General features: G+C 46.3%; 3 protein-coding genes and 1 pseudogene. All 4 read right to left on the bottom strand.

All coding sequences use genetic code 11. The features are described 5' to 3' along the window. Window positions 1-329, bottom strand: a 329-nt coding sequence (locus tag ACQY6Q_RS00285) for a 7TM-DISM domain-containing protein (protein ID WP_427976498.1), incomplete at its 3' end; no start/stop codon positions are given. Further along, entirely contained in the window at window positions 322-1,125 is an 804-nt protein-coding gene (locus ACQY6Q_RS00280) for a TatD family hydrolase (protein WP_427976496.1), read from the bottom strand. The genes ACQY6Q_RS00285 and ACQY6Q_RS00280, both read right to left, overlap by 8 nt. Then, window positions 1,125-1,634, bottom strand: coding sequence for a hypothetical protein (locus tag ACQY6Q_RS00275; protein WP_427976494.1), 510 nt, complete (start codon window positions 1,632-1,634; stop codon window positions 1,125-1,127). Before ACQY6Q_RS00275 ends, ACQY6Q_RS00280 begins: the two co-directional genes overlap by 1 nt. A gap of 49 nt (window positions 1,635-1,683) precedes the next feature. Continuing rightward, window positions 1,684-1,785: pseudogene (locus ACQY6Q_RS00270) on the bottom strand (Sec-independent protein translocase subunit TatC); the annotation flags it as partial.

The raw sequence follows: 1,785 nt of genomic DNA, 5'->3' as shown, positions 1-1,785 counted from the left end.
TGGAAGATGGTCACTCTATCCAATAACGGATTATCGAGGGCGAGAATGCGTGCAAGGCTCTCATCACCACTCGTCAGGTTTACGCGAAGCCAAAAATCATGTTGGCTAAGGCGTTGAATATCATCGCTGGTAAACTTGTGCCATTGCGACTTGGGTAACGCCTGAATATCGTCTAGCTGAGGGTTAGCATTGGAGTGCGTCACCATCAACCACGGGGTTAGGTTTAGTGGTGTAGGCGTGTGCTCATCTATGCTCATCGTATTGGCAAAGCTGCCAAATGATATGAGCATACTGAGTAACAAAACCAATAGGCTGCCGAACTTAGCCATTCGCTTGACTCAAATTAAAAAAGGCTAGGCTATTTTGATAGCACTGTTTGGCAAATTCAGCCGCATTTTCACCCCGCAGATTGGCAATATATTGCGCAATATAGGGCAAGTACTCGGGTTTATTTTTACTGGACTTAGGCTTGGGCCGCATACTGCGTGGCAGCAGGTAAGGGCTGTCCGTTTCAATCAATAAACGCTCTTTCGGAATAAACGGGACGAGCTCGGCAAGTTCCTGGCCGCGTCTTTCATCACATACCCATCCTGTAATGCCTAGATGTAGATCGAGCTCAATATAGGCTTCCATCTGGGCATGTGTGCCAGTGAAACAGTGCAGTAATGCTCCGCTGAGATGGGGGCGGTATTCTTTAACAATACTCAAAAAATCAGCGTGGGCATCTCGTTCATGCATGAGTACCGGTTTTTTGAGTTCAACAGCGAGTTCGAGTTGGTCGATAAACGCTTGGCGCTGGGCTGGACGAGGGGAGAAGTCTCGGTTGTAGTCGAGTCCACATTCACCGACAGCAACGACTTGTGGCGCTTGGCAGAGTGTGGTTTGTAACTGTTTGGAGTCTGCTCGCCATTCGCTAGCGTGGTGGGGGTGTACGCCTGCGGTGCAGTAAAGCTGTTTGGGATACTGTTGGCATAATTGAATGGCGGCGGCGCTTTCAGTTAAATCGCTGCCAATAACAATTAACGGCGAAACCCCTTGGTCCGCCGCTGCTTGTACGATTTGCGCTATGTCTGGTTCGAGTGCGCTGCCAAGCAAGTTGACAGCGATATCTATATAAGATGACATTATTTTAGGCGTTTTACCCTCACCTTAGCATTACGACTTTCAGTGCCCATTAAGAAAGAGCCAAGCGCGGCTTTTTCGATAAATACCTTTTCACCGACTTTTAGATTGAATTTACGGTTTTCGGTTTGTTTCCAAACTTGGCCATTGGTAAAGGTAATCTTTAAGGCGCCGTAGGCATCTTCCGCTATTGACTCCACATCGAGATAAATTTTGTCAACAATATCTTCTTGCACAGGTTTTGGTGCAATTCCAAATTCATTTTCGACTTTAGCCGTTGAGGCTGCTGTGGTGGATACTGCAGTAGTTGGCACTGCGACAGCCACTGGTGCTATTGCTTTAACAGAGGTCTGTGCGCTGGTTCCTTGAATGCTGGCGGCTAAATTATCGTAACAGATCAAGCGGTCTAATTTATCTGGTATCACTGAACACTTTGTTAATTGTTGTTCAGTACTTGCATATGTTTGTGCCGATACCAGTATCAGAGCTATAGCTAGAAAACTTAAACGCATAAACTTGTCCTTTCCTTATTATTATTTTCCTCTAATGCCGATTAAGGCATTAGTCGTTCGTTGATTCTTCTTCGTCGGACTCGTCATCAGCTTTACTGTAAAAACGAGCCGCAAATAATCCGCCTTCGAACAATAACAGCATTGGTACGGC

The organism is Agarivorans sp. (assembly GCF_050295395.1).
In the GTDB taxonomy this organism is placed as follows: domain Bacteria; phylum Pseudomonadota; class Gammaproteobacteria; order Enterobacterales; family Celerinatantimonadaceae; genus Agarivorans.
The sequence above is the reverse complement of the archived record's forward strand: the minus strand, read 5'-3'. Positions and strand labels throughout refer to the sequence as shown.